Source organism: Legionella maioricensis (genome assembly GCF_023618015.1).
Taxonomy (GTDB): Bacteria; Pseudomonadota; Gammaproteobacteria; order Legionellales; family Legionellaceae; genus Legionella; species Legionella maioricensis.
Genome location: NZ_JAJKBJ010000003.1, coordinates 227,716 through 243,582 on the forward strand (window position 1 = coordinate 227,716; position 15,867 = coordinate 243,582).

The following is a 15,867-nucleotide window of genomic DNA, read 5'->3' on the forward strand; positions in this document are numbered from 1 at the left end:
TGAATGCTTAATAAACAGGGGGCATAGTACCCCTGTTTTTTTCTCTTGGTTTATCCTTAAGCAGCCATTGTGCGCGGGCAGTGGAAAAATTAAGACAACAGCAATTAGTCGCGTAACGCCTGTATGTTTTTGTTCATACCAATCGGTTTCGAGAGGATTTAGCGCAACACTTTCAATCCATTGAGGTGGGGTTTATTAATCCAACCGATGATTTGCGTATCATCACCAAATTTGCAAAAAAATGTTTACGGCATATTTTTAGACCCGGATATCATTATCCTGGACAATTGGATATGTTTCATCAGTCCAGTGATGAATCGTTAGAAAAGATGGAGCAATTAATGTTCATTTTTGAAAAAAATAATCAAAAATTTGGGCGCAGTACCATTCGTCTGGCGGCAGAGGGATACTCTAAACCCTGGCCTTAATATTAAACTTTCTTACGTTTTGGGTCAGTAACATGTGCTCCAATTCAAACCTTTGATAATGCGGCTGTCTGCTTATACCAGTAGGGGGATTCATTTAAGTTGCTTCTGTTAGCAGGATTAGAAATTGGGTCGTTTCAAACCTTCTTTAAGCAGAAACACTAACGATTTTTATAAAAAATGTGTCAGTCAAGACTGTCTTTTTAAAATATTTGTTGTTACCATAACCACCCCCTTCTTATTTTTATTTATCCCCTCCTTGTGGATAAGCTTCTTTTCCTACTCAAGCGTCAGTTTCTCTCATTTCAGTTAAAATGAATCAAAATCCTTATAAAACAAGGCCTATCCGCATTCTGGGTTTCTTTGGATATTGAATAACTTATCCACATTTTCTGTGGATATCTCTGTGAATAGATACTGGTTATCTAGGAACATCATGAGTTTAAATAAGTGCATCAGCTTTTATCAACGGATAAGGAGATAGCCACAGAGGTTGTAGCAACAATTAATGTGTAGCCCGTTAGCATCATTTCAAAGTCAAGCATAATGCCCCTTATTTATTGCTTAATTAATTCAGATCTAAATGAATAACGATTTTTAGCAGTAATTTGGCTTTGGGGAAGTGTATCGCTTTTGTTTTCTTGTTTATAAATTTCAGTATCGAGCCAAGCTACCGTTCGACAAATTAATATCTCAACAACATTGTTGAACAGGAGCATCGGTTTATCAAAAAAATCACCAAAGCGATGATGGGTTTCAAGGCCTTTCATTCAGCACAAACTCCTTTATCAGGGATGGAGCTACATCATCTGTTGAGGAACAACCAACATCAGCAATCAGAAAATATGACTGTTTTTGAACAATTCTATGCCTTAGCGGCTTAACCATGCCCAAAACAACTGCGTTTATCATTTGGAAAACTTTTTGCGACACAACCTGATTTTGTTCTATTTTTACACGCTTATTTACAAATCCGGGCAAATCATGCTACGTTTCGAAAAAAACGCATTGGATTATATATTATGTTTAACAATAAAATGGAACTTGGATTCTCAATCTTCAACCACAATCCGGTACGAAGTACAAGGAACTCTGACGATAGATTAGAAATTAACAACTCATCATTCAACAATCAGCTACGAAGTACAATAACACGCATCGATTTTTTTTATTGCCAGTCTAAGTCAAATATTAAACGTAAACCTTTCTTTGCGTGGTCTTATCAGGATGACCTGGATCGTTCAAAAGCTATTCTTGATATTTTAATAAATAGTCCTCCAAAAGATTCAGAGGAATTAAATGATTTTATAGAAAATGAACTATATAAGTTAAAATACGAATGTGAAGAGAGAGGCTGTCGGGAAACTTCATTATTAAGGCTATTACAAGAGATTCGCATCCAATTGGTAATTATTAATTCTAACGAATTAAAAGAAAATACGAATATACTTTTCGGGCAATAGTCAAAATTTGGGTGTTATTACAGAAACGGGGCAAATGCGAATTTCCAGGAAAGATATGTTAACTATAAGGTGCTCATTGAGTTAACATATCCATAGCAAAATTTTAAAGAGTTGATTTAGGCTCATCAAGGGCTTGGCTATTCACCGAAGGCTCTTTTTCATCGACGTTAAAAAAACCTGTTCTCTTCAGAAAGCTGGTAGATAAAGGTTCTTTTCTGAAAAGATTCAAAAAATACCCAAATGCATTATTTAGAGGTACTTCGCGATGGCTTTTCATAACAGCATCGGTATTGGATGTTCTGTCAAACGAACCCAAAGTTTTTAATATAACATCAGGAACAGGAAGCTGCGATAATCGACCTTGGTTTAATTGTTTTTTTACGTCTTTATATAAGCTGTTTAAATCAATATCATTTTCTGACACATCCTTTTCATTAACTGCATTAAAAATTGTTTGTAAAACGTAGATTTTTGCATCAGTGATAAGTGCCGTAGTGCTAGGTCTGTCAGATTTAATTCCACTATTTTGTTGAATTCGTCTTATATGTTGTGAGCACTCAAGTAAAAAAGCGTCTTTTTCTTCCTGACTTTGTAATTTCATTTGTGTCAGCCTCATAGTATTAAATATGTATTAGTTTACATAAGTGGGCTTTAAATGCCCAATAAGTATTTTATTGTGGCGATCGAGCATGAAAGATAATTTCATCGCATAATGATTATTATACGATAAAAATAAGTTTGTTTGACCGAAGTGAGCACACCAAGTACAATAAGTTCTAATTTACTACCTGTTTGGTTACAATATGTCAGGGTTATCCATAATAAAGTTACTTGCAGAATATGCTCCATACCAATTACACCGTTTTGCAATGGATTTAAATAAACAGGGAACTTATACCGCAGTGCGGTCTTGGGAGAGTACTGAACCAGGGTCATTACAAGGCGTGTTAAATGCTTACGCTTATGTAATACCAATTATAATAGAAAAAAAACATATAAATTTTGAAGACATCATAAATATTCACATAGCCTGTGCAAGCAATGTCAGTATGTTAAATACTGTCCCAGGAAAACTTAGAAATGGCTATAGTGTCGCGTTTGGCATAGTCCCTGAGACATGTAGTGAAGATGGTTTAAAAGAATTGGTTGAAGAACATAAAAAATATCCATATCAAATCCCTAGTCTTTCAGATATTAAGGGATCTGGTGATCAGGTTATGCATTTAAATCAGTTGTTACGTGGAGTTCACCAAGGATTCTATATTAATAGTTATGATGGAAAATTAACAGACGACGAAATAGAAGAGTTTTCTGAGTTACACTCTAAGCAAATAGAAACAACTTGTTATATGGAGTTAAAAGAAAAATTTCAAAAAAATCTGATAAATGAAATAAAAAGAATACTAGAAAATCTTTATACGGAACTCGAAAGTACTAATTCTGATCAAGAAAAACTTACTGTCATTGTAAAATGGATTCAACGATTGGAACGACTCCACCCATTTCAAGACTGCAATTGTAGGGTATTTTGTATGGTTCTTTTGAATACACTATTAATGCAATGTGGATTTCCTCCAACATTGATAGATAATCCTAATAAATTTGATGGGTACTCGATTAAAGAACTTGTAAGTGCTGTCCAGATGGGTTTTGAGCAAACAAACTTTTTAATTAAGTATGTGCTTAAAGAAAAATCGAATCCCACATTCTTTACTCCTTTTCAGCGTCCTCCTAAGGAGTCTAGCTCCGGGCCTTGCATTGATGATTTGATGGATGATGAGGACTATTTACCATTAAATAACCACTGGTGTGATATACACCCTATACAGCGTGATGAGTTAACTAATTTTGCTAATAAACTTGTTCTTGTTCTTCAGAGTGATATTAAAAATAACGAAGAAAATCGCTTAGATGTAAAACAAATAGAAATATATCAATAATTCGCATTTGCCCCGTGACGTTGTCTAATATTCCGACTCAATGTCCAATATTCTTTTAATAACGGATCTAAATAAAAAAGCAGATCTAAATAGAGTTATTTGACAAATTATCTTGTCAAACACGCTTAGTGCTTGTCATCTCTTATTCTCTATTCAATGCTGTTTCGGGCAAGATGAGATTGTTTTGAGTTGGGGGTTGTGTGCCGCCCTGAAGTATTTGTTCTGCTGTTCTCACTAATTCTACATGAAGCTCCTGAAAATTGGCATTAGATTTTCTTACTCTGGTAAAAGTAACACAATCTACATATAGATTTTATTTCAAAATATCTCGGGAAAGACGAAAAATGTTTGCAGAGGTATTGGATAAAATAAATGAAAATCCTCAATTGAGTGATAATGATTTTGATTAAATTAGATTAAAGAAAATAAAAGAATTGAAGAGGAGCCTGGTAACTACTATCCTATGCTAAGTCCCGTCTATCGAGGATTAAAAGACATCGGAAGGACAGATAAATCAAAGTTAGGTACACCTGACATGCTAGAAGGGCAGCAAAATTCCCTCAAGTTCGGATGACTTGAAAAAATTAAATTAATTCGCTAACTACCGTGTGTAAATGTTTCGGATAAAAGTTGCTCAGATAGTAGGAACCGAACCGGGCAATGCCGGTTCGGATGTTTTCGAACTTAGAGCGACGGAAAACACAGGATTAAGCAGCCATCGCCTTAACTCGAGCGACCAGACGGCTTTTAATACGAGCAGCTTTATTCTTATGGATTAAGCCTTTACTAGTAGCTTTGTCAATAACAGGTTGTGCTTTAGTATAAGCAGCTTGAGCAGCTTCTTTATCACCAGCCTCAACTGCTTTAAGCACATTTTTAATATAAGTGCGGAACATGGAACGTGCACTGGCGTTGTGTTGGCGCAGTTTCACGTTTTGACGAGCACGTTTGATCGCTGATTTAATATTTGCCACTTAAAAATCTCCACTCATTCAGATAGTACAAAAGATGTTGATCATGCACAATGAGTTAGAATTTGTCAATATAGTCCTTGATGTAACTTTGATAATTTCGGTATATCATAGGAGATATTTTCCTTTTTCCAATGAAAGACATGTCAGCGACGGATATTATGGTACCAAAACGACAAAGTTTACTGCGTTCGACCACACTCGTGTCAGTAATGACCTTTATTTCGCGTATGGTGGGCTTTGCTCGTGATATGGTCCTTGCTAATTTTTTTGGTGCTCAAGCAGGAATGGACGCTTTTTTTGTAGCCTTTAGAATTCCCAATTTTATGCGGCGTCTTTTTGCTGAAGGTGCTTTTGCCCAAGCTTTTGTTCCCGTCTTGGCTGAATATCAAAAAACACGATCTCCAGAAGATGTCAGGACTTTTATTGCCCGGATCGCCGGATATTTAAGCTCCATTCTCACCTTGGTTACGATAATAGGAATCATCGCCTCGCCAGTGATTATCTTTTTGTTTGCTCCTGGCTTTAGTCAGGACAGCATTCGTGCCGATCTGGCTACGGTAATGCTCCGAATTACCTTTCCGTTTTTGATGCTTGTCTCCTTAACTGCTATGGCAGGGGCTGTTCTCAATACTTATGGTTATTTTGGAGTGCCTGCTTTTACCCCCGTATTGCTTAATATCAGTATGATTTTAGCCGCTATTTATTTGTGTCCTAACTTGCCGCAACCCGTCGTCGGTTTGGCCTGGGGCGTTTTAATTGCGGGAGTGGCTCAATTACTTTTTCAACTCCCTTTTTTATATCAAAAAAATCTGTTGATAAGACCGCGAGTAGTTCGCGATGATCCTGGAGTTAATAAAGTCCTTAAATTAATGCTCCCTGCTTTATTTGGCGTCTCGATTGCTCAGCTTAATTTAATGGTCGACAGTATTTTTGCTTCTTTTCTAAAAGTGGGTAGTGTGTCCTGGTTGTACTATACCGATCGATTGACTGATTTTCCCTTAGGTGTTTTTGGCGTTGCCATTGCCACCGTGATTCTTCCTCATCTTTCTCGAAAACATGCAGAACAAAGCGAGGCACAGTATTCCCGGGCCTTGGATTGGGGGTTGCGGTCCATTTTATTGATCGGAGTACCTGCAGGTTTAGGTTTGGCTTTATTTGCTATGCCTTTAATTGCCAGTTGTTTTGCTTACGGTAAGTTTCATGTCTACGATTTAATGCAAACGCAAAAAAGTCTTATAACGCTGGCCTCTGGGGTTCCGGCCTTTATGATGGTAAAAGTTTTGGCTTCTGGCTTCTATGCTCGCCAGGATATCAGCACCCCGGTCAAAGTAGGTGCTGTTTCCATGATAGTAAATACAATATTATGTTCTATCTTTATTGGCTTTTTTGCTCACGCAGGATTAACTTTAGCCTCGGCTTTAGCGGGTTACGTGAATTGTGGTCTTTTACTCTTTTTGCTGGTCAAGCGCGGTGTGTTTAAGCCTTCTCCAGGATGGTTCAAGTACATCATGCAATTATTGATTGCTAATGGGGCTATTGCGGTCTATTTATGGTTCGCGGACGGGACAGTAAGCTATTGGTTGAGTTTTCCTCCGGTGACGCGATTGGGCCTATTATTAGCCCATGTTTTTGTAGTCGTGGTAATATATTTATTAGCCCTAGGTCTTACTGGACTTAGATTCAGTCATTTCCGTGGTCAGATGAAGGAATAAGAACGATGCAAGCTAATTTATTTTATGAAACTCATAGTGGCAGAGCCATTCCTCTTTTTTTAATTTCCCAAACCCAATGGGCAGAAGGAGTGGAAACCTTATCATCGGCCGAACGTAATTGCTTTGCCTTGCGCCAATTCAAAGGAAAAATTGGCGATTATTGTTTGATCAATAATGCGGATGGCGTGGTAGATAAGGCTTATGTAGGTTCCGGTTCAGGCAATCAGGAATTGGCCTTAGCTAATGCCGCTCTGTTATTACCGCCAGGAAGTTATCAAGTGCAAGATAAGTTAACTCAGGGAGCCGCAGTGACCTGGGGATTAGCACAATATCGTTTTGTCGCTTATAAAAAATATGATCTGCAACCACGGCTTTTGGTAGTTAAAGAAGAAGAGTTAGCTGATGTTCTTGCTTTAACCCAATCCATCTATTTAGTGCGCGATTTGATTAACACCCCTACGAGCGATATGGGGCCTAAAGAAATGGCGGAGGCGGTTGAGCAACTTGCTAAAACCCATAGGGCTCAATTTAAGCAATGGGTTGGAAATGAGTTACTTGACGATAATTTTCCGGCTATTCATGCCGTTGGCCGTGCCTCCGCTTCTGCCCCACGATTACTGTCTTTAACCTGGGGGGATGAGCGCCATCCTCGAATTACTTTAGTGGGCAAAGGTGTTTGTTTTGATAGTGGTGGATTAGATATTAAGCCCTCCTCTGGGATGCGCTTGATGAAAAAAGATATGGGGGGCGCAGCTCATGTAATCGGTCTTGCTCAGTGGATTATGATGCGGCGTTTGCCGGTTCGTTTGCAGGTATTCATTCCGGCAGTTGAAAATTCTATAGGACCTGACGCGTTTAGACCCGGTGATGTTTTAACCATGCGCAATGGCCTGACGGTAGAAGTAGACAACACCGATGCTGAGGGACGTTTGGTTCTGGCTGATGCTTTAGTGAAAGCCTGTGAGGAACATCCGGAGTTGATTATTGACTTTGCTACATTAACAGGTGCTGCTCGTGTTGCAGTAGGCACTGAAATAGCCGCCATGTTCTCAAATAATGATACACTGGCTGCTGAGTTAACTGAGGTTTCTTCGAAAGCAGGAGATCCTGTTTGGCGGCTTCCTTTATTTGCAGCTTACGAGGACTTATTGAACTCAAATATTGCTGATTTGGCAAACTCCAGTACCTCGCCTTATGCCGGTGCGATTATTGCTGGATTGTTTTTGCAACGTTTTGTGGCTCCATCCGTTGCCTGGGCTCATTTTGATGTTATGGCCTGGAATACAAGCAGTAAGCCAGGTAAACCTGAGGGTGGAGAAGCTATGGGCTTACGCACCGTTACAGAGTATTTGTTGCGCGTTTATGGTAAATAAAAAACAATAAATCAGGGAGATTACAATTGATTACATTTAGTTGTGATGCTTATGAAAACATTTCTTATTTTAGTGATGTTGCCAAAAGTTTACTGTCTTTAATGGGGCATAGCGGCACTGTTCCAGGCGCATTTAAGGCTGAGGAAATTCCTGCTGCCTTATCCAGTCTGCAGCGGGGTCTGGGACAGGATAAGAATAAAATCAATCCTTCGTCACAAGCCGATGAGGATGAAAATGAACCTCAAATCGGTTTGGCAAAACGAGCAATCCCGCTGATTAATATGTTACAGGCCGCTATAAAAAAGGACTGTGATGTGATGTGGTCCTAGTCAACGAATGGTAGGTGCAATGCTTATCTTCAGGGGCTACGAGGATCAGAAGTATGCTTTAAAAAAAACTGTAAAAAATTAAATCAATGTGGTATAGTATGTTCCATCAATTGGTCTGTTCAGCAAAAACAGGCTTTTGATTGACGACTTATCTTCTCTATAGGGATTAATAGAGAACTGGTAATTTCCTAGTTTTAATCATTAAACGGGTTTGTCGTTGAGATAAAGACCAGATGAATCTGGGGGCGGTATTGTTGCAATGATACCACCACCGTCATTGAGCTTTAGTTCAGCGAAAACACCTATGGTTTTTCCCCTGTCTTCTGGTTTTGTCTCTTACTCAATTAACTAAACGTTTTGGATTTTTCCCATGGATTACGATAGGAGTACGTCCCATGCAATATCGATTAGATAATATTGGCAATAAAACCAGTAACGAGATAGACCTAGCGCTTGCAACCATCCCTCTCAATACAACCATTCTTGATTTGAGCAAGAATTCACTTTACAAGATGGGGATTAAATTAGCTTCAATCATTCGAGCAGTACCAGAAACGGTTACCTTCCTTAATTTAACTCAAAATCGTCTGGGCACCACTGAATTAAAACAAGTTCTTGAGGCAGTGCCTGCAAGCGTCAACTTTCTTGATTTGAGCTTGAATTGTCTGGATCAGATGAGCGCTGCCGAATGCGCCCAGGCTTTAGGCAAACTACGTGAAACCATTACTTCTCTGGATTTGAGCTGGAATGCGTTGGGTAGCAAAACTGGTGCCGAATTGGCACAAATCTTCGCGGCCTTGCCTAAGGGGCTGACGTTCCTTGATTTGAATCTGAATCAGCTTGATAGCAAAAAGGGCGACGAATTAGCTAAAGCTTTTGCTGCTTTGCCAAGCCTCATTTCTCTTTCTTTAAGTGGAAATCGTCTTGATAACAAAACAGATGAGGAATTAGTACAAATATTGGAGGCACTGCCCAAGACCATTACTACCCTTGATATGAGTTTAAATCAGTTGAGCAACAAAAGTGGTTATGCATTAGCGCAAGCTTTTAAGGTGCTGCCTGAACTTACATTTATTAATCTTTGTGAGAATGGACTTAATAAGAAGATGGGTGCTGAATTAATCCAAATCTTCAAAGCACTTCCTAAAACACTTACCTCCCTGGATTTAAGCTGGAATGATTTGGGTACCAAGAGTCACGCTGAGTTAGTAGATGCCTTTGCCGCTTTACCTGAAGGACTTACTTCCCTTAATTTGAGCAAGAATGACTTTGATAACAAAACAGATGATGAATTAGTACAAATATTGGGGGCACTGCCCAAGACTATTACTACCCTTGATATGAGTTTAAATCAGTTGAGCAACAAAAGTGGTGATGTATTAGCGCAAGCTTTTAAGGCTCTGCCTGAACTTACATCTATTAATCTTTGTGAGAATGGACTTAATAAGAAGACGGGTGCTGAATTAATCCAAATCTTCAAAGCACTTCCTGCAACGCTTACCTCCTTGGATTTAAGCTGGAATAAGTTGGGTACCAAGAATCACGCTGAATTAGTAGAAGCCTTTGCTGCTTTACCTGCAAGACTTACTTCCCTTAATTTGAGCAAGAATGGCTTTGATAAAATGACGAACACTGAATTAGCGCGACTTTTTAGCGTTTTACCTTTAAGCATACAGACAGTGGTTATTGATGATAATCCTATTTCCCTGAATGCATTTTGGGCAGAGCAATTGGCTAACCAGGTAAGTGCTCTGGTTTTAGAGAGAACTACTGAAAATATTGACTTTAATGAGCTAAGTTTCGCTGTTGAAATTAATGAAAGTCGCTTGAACGACATTATTACAATCCTTGAACAACAAAAAAGCCCTGTTGCGGATTTGACCTGCGGTCTTTTGCTTGAAGGACAAATTCCATCCCTGACGGAAGAGCCTGATAGTCCATTGGAATATGAGCGATACATGGAAAAACGAACTCACGATGCCATCAGTTTTTACACTAAGGTGGCACTGGATTCTGCAATCAAATCCTTAGTTGAGTTTCTTTTATGGGAAATAAAGATCACAGGAACATTTCCTTCTGTTCAAAAACGATTAGCGTCTTATGATCTCAACCCTGATTGCATTAGCGATAGCTTGAGGCGATGCAACAAAGGTCGGGCCGGGGTTCAGGTACCGTTACTGGAGTTTGGGTTATTTAACCCGTCAAGCGCATATCAGAATCAGACAAAGGCGAATAATGAAATGATATTAGGGTTTTAATTTACTACTCAATATTATGAGTATTGAGCTCATAGCCTTTGCCCCTATATTCTTTATAATGAGCCCTGCTCTGCTCTTTCTCTGCTTCCTGGTTTGATACCAGCTCCATGATTCTTTTGAATTTGGTATGGAAAGAAGGGATCTCCGGAGCAAGGTTTAATAATATGTCGTTAAATCCTCTGGGCTCTTTCCCAAAACCTATTTGGATAGGGGGAGGTGGCTCAGGACCTTCTCCCAAGAGGTTATGGGGAATAAAGCTGTCGTCTCTAAATGACCATAACAAATCATCTAAAAGCTCAGCATCCTCTTGGTTCGCGCAATGTACATAGACTCTATGGCCTCTACTATAGGCTTTTTCCAGGAGACGACAAGCGATCAACCAACGTGCATCAGGCTGGTCGCTTGCTAATAAATAAAAATCAACGCGAATTGGCGACATGACGTATTAATTGAGTGAGTAAAGGAACAGGTCTGCCCGTGGCATTACGTTTTTTTCCAGAAATCCAGGCGGTACCGGCAATATCCAAATGAGCCCAACGATATTTTTCGGTAAAGCGAGATAAGAAACATGCCGCGGTAATGCTTCCTGCGGAACGATCAAACCCTGCATTAATCATATCTGCTAAAGGACTATCTATAGCATCTTGATATGCTTCATCCAAGGGCATGCGCCAGACTTTGTCTTCACTCTCTTTGCCAGCACGTTCGATGAGTTTCGCTAATGGATCATCATTGGTCATAAATCCAGTGGCAACGCTGCCTAGAGCGACAATCATTGCGCCTGTTAGTGTGGCAATATCAAGTACAAACTCTGGTTTATAACGTTCTGCATAAGTAAGCGCATCTGCTAATACCAAACGACCTTCAGCATCTGTATTAATTACTTCTATTGTTTGGCCGGACATGCTGGTAATGATATCCCCAGGTTTAATGGCTGCACCGCTGAGCATGTTTTCAGCGCTGGCAATAAGACCAATGACATTGATTGGCAATTTGAGCAGTGCGCAAGCTTTCAAGGTGCCTAAAACACTTGCCGCACCTGACATGTCATACTTCATCTCATCCATGGCATTAGCCGGCTTAATGGATAATCCTCCGGTGTCAAAAGTAATGCCTTTACCTACCAGAATGATTGGAGGTGTATTTCCAGCCCCCTTGTACTGAATATCGATAAGTCTTGGCGGTTGGTCACTGCCTTGGGATACTGCTAATAAAGCGCCCATGCCCATTTGACGTATTTCTTCAGGCCCCATTACTTTACAACTCATCGTTTCGAATTGTTTGGCCAATTGCACTGCTTGTTCTCCCAGATAGGTGGGGGTGCAGATATTGGCTGGCATATTGGCCAGATGGCGGGTCATTTCAACACCTTGGGTAATTGCCAGGGCCAATTCCAATACTTGTTCATTTGCGCCGGGTAAGTAAAAGGTAATGGCTTCCAGCTTATGAGGTTTTGAATTTTTCTTTTTAAAATCAAGCAGTTGATAACGTAGATTATCGATTTGAATGATCATTTGTTCCAATTGCCATTCCGCAGTATGTTGCGCCAACTGGGGAAGACAAAGGGTTGCGGAAGTAAAGTGCTGTTTGATTAAAGAGTCAGCTATTTCTACTAATCTTTTTTGTAGTTTAGCGGGGGTGAACTCTGCTTTCTTCCCACATTGAACAAGTAACAGGCTATGTCCTTGAACATCAGTCTGCCATGCTGAATCTCCGGGCTCAGCAGCCCGTTGAGCTAGTTTTGTAATGAGGTTATGGTGTTCTTTATCCAGAGTTAACGCGAACTCAGGTAATTCTGCATCTGAAAAGATACCCAGTACAAGACATTCACTGTGAGTCAGTGAGGGCTTTTGAGTTAATCCGTAATTCATTTTATTGTCCTAGAAGACTAAAAGAGTCTAGTTTACCTAACCATCATGAGCGGCGCAAATTATTAAACCCTGCGTTTCCGGAAATTAAGGATATATATCAGTTTGAATAGCAAATGGTATTTTTAATTCGCCCGTCATGAATTATCATGAACAGATATCTTTTATGTTATTCTGAATAAATAACAATTTAAATCGTTGAATTGGAGCAACAAGTGACCTCTAATAACCCCGGGAAAAACGTCATCCCGAGCGAAGTGAAGGTTTAGGTACAGCTCTAAATGTTGGGAGAGCCCTCACGGTATTCGTGATGATGGGCTCTCGGTAAGTTCAACGGTAGAATTCAAGTTAAAGTGAGTCAGCATGCAACATCCTCATGACAGGGGTATTGAGTGATAATTTTTCGTTATTTGGCCAAAGAAGTATTTGTCACATTAATTTCATTAACTGCTGTATTAATGTTAATTTTTTTGAGTAATCAGTTCGTTCAATATTTAAATCGCGCGGCGTCCGGTAGTATTCCCGGTATGATTATCATGAAATTGATGATGCTGGAATTACCCAATTTGATGGGATTACTTTTGCCTCTTGGTTTTTATATGGCCTTATTGCTCGCTTACGGGCGTTTGTATGCTGAAAACGAAATGACCATCTTGCGTGCCTGTGGTTATGGACCAAAACAATTATTAAAGCACAGTTTTATTATGGCCAGCTTTGTAGCTGTTTTTGTGGGTGTGGTCATGATTTGGATAAGTCCTGTTATTGCAGTAGAACGCGCAAAACTGTTACGCTCCACAGGGATACAAACCTTGATTCAAACCATTATGCCGGGGCGATTTCATGCCATCAATGCGGGGCAACAAGTATTTTATGTTCAGTCTATGAGCCGTGACCACAGTAAAGCGGAACAGGTTTTTTTAGCAAAAAAGAGTAGTAAAGAAGAAAAAATACAATGGGATGTATTATGGGCTGATAAAGCATATGCCGAGACTGATCCTAAAACTTTAGAAGAATACATCGTGCTGCAGGATGGAAAAGAATATCAGGGGGTTCCCGGGAATGCGGATTATCAGGTGGCCCAATTTGCTGATTATAAGGCACGCTTGCCTCATCCGACAGTAAGGGGGCTTAATGAAGATCTCCGTACTGCCTCGCTTAGGAGTTTATGGCCTTTAAACAGTTCTGCCCCTCAAAAAGGAGCTGAATTGGAATGGCGTTTATCCATCCCTTTGATGGTCTTTACTCTGACCCTTGTTGCAGTTCCTCTAAGTCGAGTTAATTCTCGTTCGGGAAAATTTGCCAAATTATTACCCGCTGTAATCATTTATATTCTTTATGCTAACTTTATGTTTGTCGCTCGTGATGCCACCGCTTCAGGAAAAATTCCCTTATGGATAGGAATGTGGTGGATACATCTTCTGGTAATAATCATTGGTTTGCTTCTGATTTGGCGTAATCAGGTGAAATTGTCATGAGCATGAGAATACTGGATCGTTACATTGCTAAAACTGTTCTCTTGGCAATTGGTTTAGTAACCCTCATGTTGGCTGGATTACAGGTTTTTATTTTGTTTGTAAGTCAATTGGACGACTTGGGGAAGGTAGACTACGGTATCGCGCAGACTACGTTATTTGTTTTGTTACAACTGCCTTATCAAATCTATTTATTTTTTCCCATGGCCAGTTTATTAGGATGTTTAATTGGTTTAGGCGTCATGGCGAATCATAGTGAATTAATCGTTATGCGAGCCGCGGGAATGTCCATTGGGCAAATAACCGGGGCTGTTTTAAAAGCATCGGTTGTGGTTATCATTTTGATAACGGCTATGGGGGAGACCTTGGTTCCCTTGATGTCTCACTATGCAAACGATTATAAAACTGCAGCGTTAACCGGGGGGCAAACATTACGAACTGCTCAGGGCGTCTGGTTGCGCTATGGTAATGATTTTATTTCTATAGGGACGATACTTCCTGATAACGTATTGCAAAATATATATCAATTTCGCTTTGATGAACATCATGACTTGAAAATTACTCGTGAAATTGGCGAAGCGAAATATATAGATAACACATGGATTGCTTATGACGTGAAACAAACAGAATTTCAAACCGATCGTACTAAGGCTACCAAATTTGCCTCTCTTCCCTGGGATGTGTTGGTGAAGCCGCACATTCTAAAAATTAGCGGTACTAATCCTGATGAAATGACGTTGCATGAACTTAATCGCTATTTGCGGGAGCAAAAACGCAGTCAACAAAATGCGCATAATTATAAATTTGCTTTTTTACAACGAATGATCCAACCGTTTACAACTATGGTGATGATGGTATTGGCTATTCCTTTTATATTTGGTCCTTTACGTTCCTCTACCATGGGCTCAAAATTACTTGTAGGAGCAACAGTCGGTTTTGGTTTCCATATTGTTAATCGTTTTTTTGGACCAGTCAGTGCTGTATTTCAATGGCCTCCAGAATTGGCGGCCTTAGGACCTACAATTATATTTGCTTTAATCGGACTTTATTTAATGAGACGAGTAAGATAATGGCTATACTGAGACATTTGATTGAATTTATGATTAATCCTTATTTTTTATGCCTGTTGGTTTTAGGCTTATGCATCTTTTTTTTATGGCGCCGAACATATCTTGTTTTTGTCCGCATCATGTTATGTCTGGTTTTTATATTCTTAATGGTTATTAGCACAGGTTGGTTACCAAGATATATAACCAGCAAATTAGAAACCCAGTATCCCATAGTGCAGCAGATTGACCCCAAGATTAAATGGGTGGTGGTTTTAAGCGGCGGTCAAAACCAACTTGAAGGGATGCCAGCCAACGTCCGGTTATCTTCCGCAAGCATTAAGCGCTTGGTAGAGGGAGTACGAATATTTAGAGCTTTGCCACAGGCAAAATTGGTTTTATCCGGAGGGGGGACTTCCGGTGAGCAACCCGAGGCCTTACTTTTAGCTCAATTGGCCAAGTGGTTTTCCATTCCAGAGCAAGATGTAGTCCTTGAATTGAAATCTATTAATACAGCTGACCAAGCAAGGGAACTCGTCTCTATAGTTCATAAGCAGCCTTTTTATTTAGTTACTTCAGCAATTCATATGCCACGCTCTATTGCTTTATGTCAGCAACAGGGATTGCATCCTATAGCTGCTCCAACTGATTACACTTTTTTTTGGAGTACTGAGGACAAAGGAAAAATGATTATCCCGAATACCTACAATTTGTCTTATTTTTCTATTGCCATGCACGAGATTCTTGGTCGAATATGGGCTACTTTAACTCAAAAAATATAGACCTTATGTAATCTCGAAAAATTTGCACGTCATGTTGTCATTCCGAACCAAGTCAGGGAGCTGTCCAGTACAATGCTCTTACCAGAGGCTTCAGGGGTAAACCCTGGAGATCCCTCACTTCGTTCGGGATGACGTAGATAAGTTCGGGATGACGTAGATAGGTTCGGGATGACGTAGATAAGTTCGGGATGACGTAGATAAGTTCGGGATGACGTAGATAAGTTC

At 39.8% G+C, this 15,867-nt stretch carries 16 protein-coding genes and 1 pseudogene; 11 read left to right on the forward strand and 6 right to left on the reverse strand.

Annotated elements, in window-relative coordinates; translation table 11 throughout:
* Positions 1–41 precede the first annotated feature (41 nt).
* A pseudogene (locus tag LOX96_RS04760) lies at positions 42–422 on the forward strand (DinB/UmuC family translesion DNA polymerase); the annotation flags it as partial.
* Between the two features lie 560 nt (positions 423–982).
* Here the strand turns inward: LOX96_RS04760 and LOX96_RS04765 are convergent.
* Positions 983–1,195, reverse strand: coding sequence for a hypothetical protein (locus LOX96_RS04765; RefSeq protein WP_250419271.1), 213 nt, complete (start codon positions 1,193–1,195; stop codon positions 983–985).
* Here LOX96_RS04765 and LOX96_RS04770 point away from each other — a divergent pair.
* The gene (locus tag LOX96_RS04770) at positions 1,175–1,309 is read left to right on the forward strand and encodes a hypothetical protein (RefSeq protein WP_431606662.1); all 135 of its coding nucleotides are present in this window, start codon (positions 1,175–1,177) and stop codon (positions 1,307–1,309) included. The genes LOX96_RS04765 and LOX96_RS04770 overlap by 21 nt on opposite strands.
* Before the next feature lie 138 nt (positions 1,310–1,447).
* Positions 1,448–1,888 carry a hypothetical protein gene (locus LOX96_RS04775; RefSeq protein ID WP_250419269.1) on the forward strand — a complete coding sequence of 147 codons (441 nt, stop codon included), beginning with the start codon at positions 1,448–1,450 and terminating at the stop codon, positions 1,886–1,888.
* A gap of 103 nt (positions 1,889–1,991) precedes the next feature.
* Here LOX96_RS04775 and LOX96_RS04780 read toward each other — a convergent pair whose 3' ends face one another.
* On the reverse strand, positions 1,992–2,489 hold the full coding sequence (locus LOX96_RS04780) for a hypothetical protein (protein WP_250419267.1): 498 nt from the start codon (positions 2,487–2,489) through the stop codon (positions 1,992–1,994).
* Positions 2,490–2,691: 202 nt separating this feature from the next.
* Between LOX96_RS04780 and LOX96_RS04785 the strand changes: the two genes are divergently transcribed.
* Positions 2,692–3,828, forward strand: coding sequence for a hypothetical protein (locus tag LOX96_RS04785; protein ID WP_250419266.1), 1,137 nt, complete (start codon positions 2,692–2,694; stop codon positions 3,826–3,828).
* 707 nt (positions 3,829–4,535) lie between these two features.
* On the opposite strand, the gene rpsT is transcribed toward LOX96_RS04785, so the two are convergent.
* Complete coding sequence (rpsT, locus tag LOX96_RS04790; RefSeq protein ID WP_250419264.1) at positions 4,536–4,802, reverse strand: 30S ribosomal protein S20; 267 nt, start codon at positions 4,800–4,802, stop codon at positions 4,536–4,538.
* 140 nt (positions 4,803–4,942) lie between these two features.
* Between rpsT and murJ the strand changes: the two genes are divergently transcribed.
* The 4 genes from murJ to LOX96_RS04810 all read left to right on the forward strand — a co-directional run bounded on the left by murJ (position 4,943) and on the right by LOX96_RS04810 (position 10,474).
* Positions 4,943–6,514: a murein biosynthesis integral membrane protein MurJ gene (murJ, locus tag LOX96_RS04795; protein ID WP_250419262.1), complete on the forward strand. Its 1,572-nt coding sequence runs from the start codon at positions 4,943–4,945 to the stop codon at positions 6,512–6,514.
* Between the two features lie 5 nt (positions 6,515–6,519).
* Entirely contained in the window at positions 6,520–7,887 is a 1,368-nt protein-coding gene (locus LOX96_RS04800; RefSeq protein WP_250419260.1) for a leucyl aminopeptidase family protein, read from the forward strand.
* A 26-nt stretch (positions 7,888–7,913) separates the two neighbouring features.
* Positions 7,914–8,216 carry a DUF1840 domain-containing protein gene (locus LOX96_RS04805; RefSeq protein WP_250419258.1) on the forward strand — a complete coding sequence of 101 codons (303 nt, stop codon included), beginning with the start codon at positions 7,914–7,916 and terminating at the stop codon, positions 8,214–8,216.
* 395 nt (positions 8,217–8,611) lie between these two features.
* Positions 8,612–10,474, forward strand: coding sequence for a leucine-rich repeat domain-containing protein (locus LOX96_RS04810; protein ID WP_250419256.1), 1,863 nt, complete (start codon positions 8,612–8,614; stop codon positions 10,472–10,474).
* Between the two features lie 4 nt (positions 10,475–10,478).
* Here LOX96_RS04810 and LOX96_RS04815 read toward each other — a convergent pair whose 3' ends face one another.
* A complete protein-coding gene (locus LOX96_RS04815) occupies positions 10,479–10,913 on the reverse strand; it encodes a DNA polymerase III subunit chi (protein WP_250419254.1) in 435 nt (144 codons plus the stop codon).
* On the reverse strand, positions 10,894–12,345 hold the full coding sequence (locus LOX96_RS04820) for a leucyl aminopeptidase (RefSeq protein ID WP_250419253.1): 1,452 nt from the start codon (positions 12,343–12,345) through the stop codon (positions 10,894–10,896). Before LOX96_RS04820 ends, LOX96_RS04815 begins: the two co-directional genes overlap by 20 nt.
* A 389-nt stretch (positions 12,346–12,734) precedes the next feature.
* Between LOX96_RS04820 and lptF the strand changes: the two genes are divergently transcribed.
* From lptF to LOX96_RS04835, 3 genes are read left to right on the forward strand one after another with little or no spacing between them, the layout of a single operon-like run.
* Positions 12,735–13,817, forward strand: a complete 1,083-nt coding sequence (gene lptF, locus LOX96_RS04825) for an LPS export ABC transporter permease LptF (protein WP_250419251.1) — start codon at positions 12,735–12,737, stop codon at positions 13,815–13,817.
* The gene (lptG, locus tag LOX96_RS04830; protein WP_250419249.1) at positions 13,814–14,884 is read left to right on the forward strand and encodes an LPS export ABC transporter permease LptG; all 1,071 of its coding nucleotides are present in this window, start codon (positions 13,814–13,816) and stop codon (positions 14,882–14,884) included. Before lptF ends, lptG begins: the two co-directional genes overlap by 4 nt.
* Positions 14,884–15,642, forward strand: a complete 759-nt coding sequence (locus tag LOX96_RS04835; protein WP_250419247.1) for a YdcF family protein — start codon at positions 14,884–14,886, stop codon at positions 15,640–15,642. The genes lptG and LOX96_RS04835 overlap by 1 nt, the downstream gene beginning before the upstream one ends.
* Before the next feature lie 29 nt (positions 15,643–15,671).
* Here LOX96_RS04835 and LOX96_RS04840 read toward each other — a convergent pair.
* Positions 15,672–15,867 (reverse strand): hypothetical protein (locus LOX96_RS04840; RefSeq protein WP_250456352.1); only part of this gene is annotated, 196 nt, incomplete at its 5' end.

Coding starts and splice junctions, on each gene's coding strand:
- LOX96_RS04820 (WP_250419253.1), bottom strand. CDS start 12,345: ATGAATTACGGATTAACTCAAAAGCCCTCACTGACTCACAGTGAATGT.
- LOX96_RS04835 (WP_250419247.1), top strand. CDS start 14,884: ATGGCTATACTGAGACATTTGATTGAATTTATGATTAATCCTTATTTT.
- lptG (WP_250419249.1), top strand. CDS start 13,814: ATGAGCATGAGAATACTGGATCGTTACATTGCTAAAACTGTTCTCTTG.
- murJ (WP_250419262.1), top strand. CDS start 4,943: ATGTCAGCGACGGATATTATGGTACCAAAACGACAAAGTTTACTGCGT.
- LOX96_RS04800 (WP_250419260.1), top strand. CDS start 6,520: ATGCAAGCTAATTTATTTTATGAAACTCATAGTGGCAGAGCCATTCCT.
- LOX96_RS04810 (WP_250419256.1), top strand. CDS start 8,612: ATGCAATATCGATTAGATAATATTGGCAATAAAACCAGTAACGAGATA.
- LOX96_RS04765 (WP_250419271.1), bottom strand. CDS start 1,195: ATGAAAGGCCTTGAAACCCATCATCGCTTTGGTGATTTTTTTGATAAA.
- LOX96_RS04780 (WP_250419267.1), bottom strand. CDS start 2,489: ATGAAATTACAAAGTCAGGAAGAAAAAGACGCTTTTTTACTTGAGTGC.
- LOX96_RS04770 (WP_431606662.1), top strand. CDS start 1,175: ATGGGTTTCAAGGCCTTTCATTCAGCACAAACTCCTTTATCAGGGATG.
- LOX96_RS04775 (WP_250419269.1), top strand. CDS start 1,448: ATGTTTAACAATAAAATGGAACTTGGATTCTCAATCTTCAACCACAAT.
- LOX96_RS04785 (WP_250419266.1), top strand. CDS start 2,692: ATGTCAGGGTTATCCATAATAAAGTTACTTGCAGAATATGCTCCATAC.
- LOX96_RS04815 (WP_250419254.1), bottom strand. CDS start 10,913: ATGTCGCCAATTCGCGTTGATTTTTATTTATTAGCAAGCGACCAGCCT.